Here is a 6,012-nt window from a genome sequence, read left to right as displayed (position 1 = left end):
GCGGTAAGCCTGACGCTCCCGGTTGAGCTCCATGATGGATTGCACCGGTACCATCAGCAGCAGGCTGAGCAACAGCAGCAGAAAGATCTTGTGGGTGAATATCTGTTTGACCATGACACGTCTCCTTGTTTGATGGAGTGAGTCTGTCAGTCTGGCGTGAAGTGTTGATGGGCTTGTGTGAAGTGGTGGTGAAGGGGGATAAAAAAACCGGCATTGCGCCGGTTTCTGGAGGAGTTACAGGGTCTTCAGCTTCCCGGGCAATGCGGCCAGCACCTCTTCTTTCGCCTTGAGGGAGGCGAACTGCTTGCCGGGCTTTTGCACCACGGTATGGACGAAGATCAGCTGCTTGCCCGGTTTGCTGGCCCAGCCGACGAACCAGCCGATCTGCTGATCGCGGTTGAGGCTGCCATCCAGCTTCTTCGGGTAGCCCATGCCGGTTTTGCCGTGGATCTGCCAGCCGTCGATCTCGCTCACCTTGAGGATATTGGCGGTGTACTGCAGGGTCTGCGCCGAGACCGGCAGCTTGCCGCTCAGCATCTTGCCGAGGAAGCGAGCCTGCTCCTCCGGACTGATGGCGAGGCTGGAGCTGAGCCAGGCCTGGGTCAGGCCGTCATGTTTGCCCGGATTGCCGGAGAGATCCCGGTTGCCGTAGTCGAAGCGGTCGACATATTGCTGGAAGCGCTCCATTCCCAGCCATTCGGTGAGCTGCTGGGAGAACCAGACGACCGAGTAGGTTTCCCAGCGGCGCGGGGTAGTGGTTTCGCGCCAGGCGGGCAGCCAGCCGTCATAGCTCGGTTTGTAAGGCAGTGCCGGATGCTCTTCATCCACCAGATAGCCACTGTCGTAACCCATCAGCGCCAGCGGGATCTTGAAGGTGGACGCGGGCGGCAGCTGGCTGGAGCAGTCCCCTTCGCTGGAGAGGGTCTGGCCGTTGCCGTCGGCATAGAGAAAGCAGCCGCTGGCGGCGGAGGCAGGCAGGGCTGCGAGCAGACCGGCAGCCAGCAGGCTGGAGAGAAGCAGGCGGGACATAGCATTTCCTTGAGCAAATGGATGAGAGAAAGCGGCAGTCTAATGCCGCTTTGTGTGGGGAATGTGAAGTTGCGGGGGGGACTAGGTGAAAGGCAGCCAGAGTTCCGCCAGCGTGCCTCCTTCCGGCCGGTTGTTCAGGGTCAGACGGCCGCCATGCTGGTGGGCCACCTCATGGGCGAAGCTGAGCCCCAGACCGCTGCTCTTGCCCTTGTCCGGGCGCGGCAGGGAGTAGAAGCGCTCGAAGATCCGCGGCAGGGCGTAGTCGGGAATGCCGGGGCCGCTATCGGTGACCCGAAAACAGTAGCCCTCCTCCTGCTGGCTGCCGCTCAGGGTGACCTGCCCGTTGGCGGGAGAGAAGTCGATAGCGTTATCCAGCAGGTTGCCGATGGCCTGCTCCACCAGCAGCGGATCCCACTTCTGTTTCGGCGCGCTGGCCAGCTCGGCTACCAGCGCCACCTGACGGCGCTGGGTGATGATATGGCGGGCGTCGAGGGTGCGCTTGCCCAGTTTTGCCGGTTCCACCGACTGGCGATCCAGCCCCTGCCCCGACTCCAGCCGCGCCAGTTGCAGCATTCGCTCAATCAGCTGCTGCATGCGGGCGGTTTCCAGATTGATGTTGCCGATAAACCGTTTGGCAACTTCGGGGGGCGGCGTTTCGGCCAAAATCTCCCCTGCCCCGCGAATGGCGGCCAGCGGGCTCTTCAGCTCGTGGGTCAGGCTGTGCACATAGGCTTCTATGTAGCTTTTGCCATCGAGCTGGTGGCGCATGGTCTCCAGCGAGCGGCCGAGCCGATCCAGCTCGACGGTGTGCAGCCGTGGCAGCGGTGCCGCCTCCCCCTTGCTGACCGAGTCGGCGTAGTGCACCAGTTTGCCGATGGCGCGGTTTAGCCACCAAACCAGCAGACTGCCGATCAGCAGCGAGATGAGCAGCATCTGGCCTGCGGCCTGCAGCAACTCCCGTTCTCCCCGCTCGATGGCGGGCATCAGGGTGCGGTTGGGCTTGGCGACGGTAAGGGAGCCGATGATCTCGGTTCCTTCCCGCAAGGGGGCCGCCACATACATGGTCGAGCTGGTGGCATCGTCGGGGTCGGTGCGGGTGCTGCGGGCACCATATTGGCCACGCAGGGTGCGATAGACATCGTTCCAGCGGGAATAGTCCTTGCCCAGATCCGTGCCGTCGGAGTCGTAAATCACCATACCCTTCTGGTCAGTGACATAGATGCGGTACTCCGCCTGCTGCTTGAGGTGGCCATCGATCATCGCATTGATGGGATTCTGGTTGAGGCGGGCGAAGGCGCTGGCCAACCGCCCGTTCATCATATTGCCCTCTTTCAGATCATCGAGGGCGAGCGGCGCCAGCAGCTGGGTCATGTCTACCAGAGTATCCTCGGTGGCGCTGCGCACCCCGGGTTTGATCTCCTCGACGAAGATCTCCAGCACGAACCAGGCGGCCAGCGCGAAGATCAGCAGCAGGCCGCACAGCAGTTGCAACCCGAGTCTCATGCCAGCTCCAGGCTGTAGCCCAGCCCGCGATGGGTGAGGATCAGGTTGGCCTCGGGATCCTGTTCCCGCAGCTTGGCGCGGATGGTCTTGATATGGGTATCGACGGTGCGATCCAGACTATCCTCCGCATCCTGCCACACCAGATCCATCAGCTGCTGGCGGGAGTAGACCCGCGCCGGCGCCTGCATCAGGGTCTTGAGCAGCAGATATTCGTAACGGGTGAGGGCCAGCGGTTGACCGCGAAAGTGAATACGGGCTCGCTCCTCATCCAGTACCAGCAGGGCGCTGGGTTGGGGAGCGACGGGTTGGCTGCGGCGCAGGATGACCCGCACCCGGGCGCACACCTCCCGGGGCGAGAAGGGTTTGGCCACATAGTCGTCGGCACCGATCTCCAGCCCGATCAGCCGGTCTATCTCCTCGCTGCGGGCGGTGAGGAACATCAAGGGAATATCGGTCAGCGCCCTCACCTGCTTGCAGAGTTCGAAGCCGCTGATATCGGGTAGCCCCACATCGAGGATCAGGAAGTCGGGTCGGCTCTGTTGCAGTCGTATCAGCAACTGCTGGCCCAGCATGAACCACTCCACTTCGAACCCGTCGGTCTGCAGGGTGTAAATCAGGGTGTCGGCGATGCTGGCCTCATCCTCCACCAGCCAGATGACTCTCTTTTGCATGGCATCCTCGTCGCAAATTGGCTCCCCATTCTGGCATCGAACCAAATCGGATCCTATTTGCTGTTTTATTTTTCCGAAAAAGGGACTAATATTTCGATGTTCTTTCGAATCGAAATTTGAAAATGACCAAACGTAATACTCAACAACGCCGCCACACCATAGTGACCCTGGTACAAGAGCAGGGTGAAGTGAGCGTCGACGCCCTCGCCAAACACTTTTCTACCTCCGAAGTGACCATCCGTAAAGATCTGGCGGTACTGGAGACCGGCGGTCTGCTGCTGCGTCGTTACGGTGGTGCAGTCCCCTTGCCGAGCGAGATGGTGGTCGAGGCCAATCCTGAGCAAGTTTCGAATCGAAAGTTAGCCATTGCCCGTGTGGCGGCCGAACGGCTGCGTGATCACAACCGCGTCATCATCGACAGCGGCAGCACCACCAGCGCCATGATCCCCATGCTTGGCAACAAGCGCGGCCTCATCGTGATGACCAACTCCCTCAATGTGGCGGGTGCCCTGCGCGAGCTGGAAAATGAGCCTACTCTGTTAATGACCGGTGGCACTTGGGACCCTCACTCCGAGTCCTTCCAGGGGCGGGTGGCGGAGCAGGTGCTGCGATCCTACGACTTCGACCAGCTCTTTATCGGTGCTGACGGCATCGACCCGGAGCGGGGTACCACCACCTTCAACGAGCTGGTGGGCCTGTCGCGGGTCATGGCCGAAGTATCGCGGGAGGTCATTGTGATGGTCGAATCGGAGAAGATTGGCCGCAAGATCCCCAATCTCGAACTTCCCTGGTCGAGCATCCATACCCTGGTGACCGATGAGGGGCTGGCCAGCGAGGCCAGAGAACAGATTCAAGCTCAGGGGGTGACGCTTATCTGCGCCCCGGTCACTTGCTGATATCGAGCTCTGAATCATCCAACTGACTTTACGATTTGCATCTCAAGGAGAAGTGTATGTGTGGCATCGTCGGGGCCGTCGCCCAACGTGATGTGGCTGAAATTCTGGTAGAGGGGCTGCGTCGCCTCGAGTATCGCGGTTACGACTCGGCCGGGGTGGCCGTGTTCAGCTCCAACCAGCCGTTGCAGCGGGTTCGCCGTCTGGGCAAGGTGGCCGAGCTGGCCAAGGCGCTCGACGAGCAGTCCGTCCACGGTGGTACCGGCATCGCCCACACCCGCTGGGCCACCCACGGCGAGCCCTCCGAGCGCAACGCCCACCCCCACGTCTCCGAGCATATCGTGGTGGTGCACAACGGCATCATCGAGAACCACGAAGAGCTGCGGGAAGAGTTGAAGGCGCTGGGCTATGTGTTCAGCTCCGACACCGATACCGAGGTGATAGCCCATCTGGTACACCATGAACTGAAGTCAGCCGACTCTCTGCTGGTTGCCATGCAAAAGGCGGTGAAGCAGCTGCGCGGTGCCTATGGTACCGTGGTGATGGACAGCCGCGACGACAGCCGCGTGGTGGTTGCCCGCTCCGGCTCACCGCTGGTGATTGGCCGCGGTATCGGCGAGAACTTTATCGCTTCCGACCAGCTGGCCCTGCTGCCGGTAACCCGTCGCTTCATCTTCCTGGAAGAGGGTGATGTGGCCGAAGTGACTCGCCGCGACGTGCACATTTTCGACGTAAGCGGCAATCCGGTTGAGCGTGAGGAGAAAGAGTCCGATATCTCCCACGATGCCGGTGACAAGGGCGAATATCGCCACTACATGCTCAAGGAGATCCACGAGCAGCCCAAAGCGATCACCAACACTCTGGAAGGGCGTCTGGGCAGCGATCACGTAGTGGTCGAATCGTTCGGCAACGGCGCGCGCGCCATCTTCGAAAACGTGGAGCACGTACAGATCGTCGCCTGCGGTACCTCCTACCACTCCGGCATGGTCGCCCGTTACTGGTTTGAAGAGCTCGCCGGGGTCTCCTGCGATGTGGAGATCGCCTCCGAATTCCGCTACCGCAAATCGGTGGTGCGCCCCAACAGCCTGCTGATCACCCTCTCCCAGAGCGGTGAGACCGCCGATACCCTGGCCGCCCTGCGTCTGGCCAAGGAGTCCGGTTACATGAGCTCGTTGGCTATCTGCAACGTACCGGGCTCCTCGCTGGTGCGTGAATCGGCACTGGCCTTTATGACCCGTGCCGGTGCCGAGATCGGCGTTGCCTCCACCAAGGCATTCACTACCCAGCTGGCTGGCCTGCTGATGCTGGTGGCATCTGTCGGTCACTGCCGCGGCAACCTGAGTGCGGCTGCCGAAGCCGAGCTGGTCAAGGCGCTCCACGTCCTGCCCCAGCGCATTAAAGAGAGCCTGGCGCTGGCCAAGCAGATCGAGACGCTGGCCGAAGAGTTTGCCGACAAGCAGCACAGCCTGTTCCTCGGCCGTGGCAGCCAGTACCCCATCGCCATGGAAGGGGCGCTCAAGCTCAAAGAGATCTCCTATATCCATGCCGAAGCCTATGCCGCTGGTGAGCTGAAGCACGGCCCGCTGGCGCTGATCGATGCCGAGATGCCCATCATTGTGGTGGCGCCGAACAACGATCTGCTGGAGAAGCTCAAGTCCAACGTGGAAGAGGTACGCGCCCGTGGCGGTATCCTTTACGTGTTCGCCGATGCCGATACTGGCTTCAAGAACGATGAAACCATGCGCGTTATGAACCTCAACCATGTGGAAGAGGTGATCGCTCCTATCGTCTATACCGTGCCGCTGCAGCTGCTCTCCTACCACGTCGCCCTGATCAAGGGCACCGATGTGGACCAGCCGCGCAATCTGGCAAAATCGGTGACCGTTGAGTAAGTCACTCTCTCAAATGAAAAGAGC

5 protein-coding genes are annotated in these 6,012 nt (G+C 61.1%); 2 read left to right on the top strand and 3 right to left on the bottom strand.

Going from position 1 to position 6,012, the window contains the following annotated elements; genetic code table 11:
* Positions 1-234 precede the first annotated feature (234 nt).
* The 3 genes from blaOXA to blrA form a co-directional block, all read right to left on the bottom strand.
* The gene (gene blaOXA, locus ACRAUW_RS16330) at positions 235-1,029 is read right to left on the bottom strand and encodes an OXA-12 family class D beta-lactamase (protein WP_216960052.1); all 795 of its coding nucleotides are present in this window, start codon (positions 1,027-1,029) and stop codon (positions 235-237) included.
* An 81-nt stretch (positions 1,030-1,110) separates the two neighbouring features.
* Positions 1,111-2,532, bottom strand: coding sequence for a beta-lactam sensor histidine kinase BlrB (gene blrB, locus ACRAUW_RS16325; RefSeq protein WP_431363123.1), 1,422 nt, complete (start codon positions 2,530-2,532; stop codon positions 1,111-1,113).
* Positions 2,529-3,203: a beta-lactam response regulator transcription factor BlrA gene (blrA, locus tag ACRAUW_RS16320; RefSeq protein WP_431363122.1), complete on the bottom strand. Its 675-nt coding sequence runs from the start codon at positions 3,201-3,203 to the stop codon at positions 2,529-2,531. Before blrA ends, blrB begins: the two co-directional genes overlap by 4 nt.
* A 122-nt stretch (positions 3,204-3,325) precedes the next feature.
* Between blrA and ACRAUW_RS16315 the strand changes: the two genes are divergently transcribed.
* Complete coding sequence (locus ACRAUW_RS16315; protein WP_431363121.1) at positions 3,326-4,099, top strand: DeoR/GlpR family DNA-binding transcription regulator; 774 nt, start codon at positions 3,326-3,328, stop codon at positions 4,097-4,099.
* Positions 4,100-4,155: 56 nt separating this feature from the next.
* Complete coding sequence (glmS, locus tag ACRAUW_RS16310) at positions 4,156-5,988, top strand: glutamine--fructose-6-phosphate transaminase (isomerizing) (protein WP_431363120.1); 1,833 nt, start codon at positions 4,156-4,158, stop codon at positions 5,986-5,988.
* The last annotated feature ends 24 nt before the right edge of the window (positions 5,989-6,012 follow it).

Source organism: Aeromonas sp. (genome assembly GCF_050633025.1).
GTDB lineage: Bacteria > Pseudomonadota > Gammaproteobacteria > Enterobacterales > Aeromonadaceae > Aeromonas.
Note: the sequence above shows the minus strand (reverse complement) of the source record. Positions and strands in the feature narration are given on the sequence as shown.

What these genes read in the sequence shown, in the direction of transcription:
- blaOXA (WP_216960052.1), bottom strand. Translation starts at nt 1,029, where the DNA reads ATGTCCCGCCTGCTTCTCTCCAGCCTGCTGGCTGCCGGTCTGCTCGCA.
- blrB (WP_431363123.1), bottom strand. Translation starts at nt 2,532, where the DNA reads ATGAGACTCGGGTTGCAACTGCTGTGCGGCCTGCTGCTGATCTTCGCG.
- blrA (WP_431363122.1), bottom strand. Translation starts at nt 3,203, where the DNA reads ATGCAAAAGAGAGTCATCTGGCTGGTGGAGGATGAGGCCAGCATCGCC.
- ACRAUW_RS16315 (WP_431363121.1), top strand. Translation starts at nt 3,326, where the DNA reads ATGACCAAACGTAATACTCAACAACGCCGCCACACCATAGTGACCCTG.
- glmS (WP_431363120.1), top strand. Translation starts at nt 4,156, where the DNA reads ATGTGTGGCATCGTCGGGGCCGTCGCCCAACGTGATGTGGCTGAAATT.